At 48.3% G+C, this 1,434-nt stretch carries 1 protein-coding gene; it reads left to right on the top strand.

The window, feature by feature from the left end; all coding sequences use genetic code 11:
- Positions 1 to 188 precede the first annotated feature (188 nt).
- On the top strand, positions 189 to 1,434 hold a 1,246-nt coding region (locus B3O33_RS07845), incomplete at its 3' end, for a protein adenylyltransferase SelO family protein (RefSeq protein ID WP_292363349.1).

The following is a 1,434-nucleotide window of genomic DNA, read 5'->3' as shown; positions in this document are numbered from 1 at the left end:
TCTGAAAGATCAACAGACCCTAGGTAACCAATCATCCGGAACTTGCTTTTAATTTAGGCTTCGGATTAATGCATACACTCAAGCAATAGTGGCTCATTTATTAAGAGTTGTTCCTAATCGTGGAAGTCACGGATGCGACCGAATAATAGTGGTGAAGCCGCTTTTCTACCTGGACATCAGGAGCCAAAATGATAAATCGATTGCCCCAGCAAACCACATCCCTTGACGATTTTGCAACGTTGGTCAGCTACTCGTTTATGGATACGCTGAATGCTGATCCTGATGCGACATCAAACGGAAGCGATCACTATCCGCGACAAGTCTTCTCAGGCCATTATGTCCCTGTCAGTCCCACACCACTCGAAAACCCTGAGTACGTTGCACACAGTAAAACGCTATTTCATGAACTGGGCATCGCCGACAGCATGGCTCATTCGACCGACTTTATGCGTGTTTTCTCTGGAAACCTTACAAGCGTTCCGGAATCGATGCGTAAGGTGGGATGGGCGTGTGGTTATGCACTTTCTATTTACGGCACTGAATACACTCAGCAATGTCCGTTTAATACCGGCAACGGATATGGTGATGGTCGAGCTATTTCAGTGCTGGAAGCTGTTATCAATGGTCAACGCTGGGAAATGCAACTCAAAGGAGGAGGCCGGACGCCTTACTGCCGCGGCGCGGATGGACGCGCTGTATTAAGGTCGAGTGTTCGAGAGTTTCTGGCACAGGAGCATATGCATGCACTCGGAGTTCCAACGTCACGGTCTCTGAGTCTTTATGTGTCGAAAACCGAAAAAGTAAGACGTCCATGGTACTCGCAAGGCTCACGTTCGATGGACCCTGATACTGTTATATTGGAACCGGTTGCCATCTCAACACGGGTTGCACCGTCGTTTATTCGGGTAGGCCAAATTGAGCTCTTCGGTCGTCGTGCCCGTAAAAACGCATACCCACAAGCGATGGAAGAGCTGGAAAAGTTAGTTTTACATCTGATCGATCGTGAGTATGCAGATGTTATTGACCAAAGCCTGAGCACTCCCGAAAAAATATTGTTGCTCGCACAAGAGTTCCGAAACCGGCTGACGTCACTCATTGCGAATTGGATCCGGGTTGGCTACTGTCAGGGTAATTTCAATAGCGACAATTGTGCGGCAGGCGGATTCACACTTGATTACGGCCCATTTGGATTCTGCGAACTGTTTGATCCGCTCTACCAGTCATGGACGGGGGGAGGGCAACACTTCGCATTTTTAAATCAACCCGTTGCTGCGGAACGCAACTTTGCCATGTTTTGTAAGGCATTAAAGCCGTTGCTGACATCGCATCCGGACACTCTGCGAGAACTGGATGAGATTCAAAGCAGCTTTGCATCGAAAATGCAGATGGAAATGGAAACAATGTGGGCAGCGAAGCTTGGACTCGATAGCTTTA

The organism is Methylophaga sp. UBA1464, from assembly GCF_002325665.1.
Taxonomy (GTDB): Bacteria; Pseudomonadota; Gammaproteobacteria; order Nitrosococcales; family Methylophagaceae; genus Methylophaga.
The sequence above is the reverse complement of the archived record's forward strand: the minus strand, read 5'-3'. Positions and strand labels throughout refer to the sequence as shown.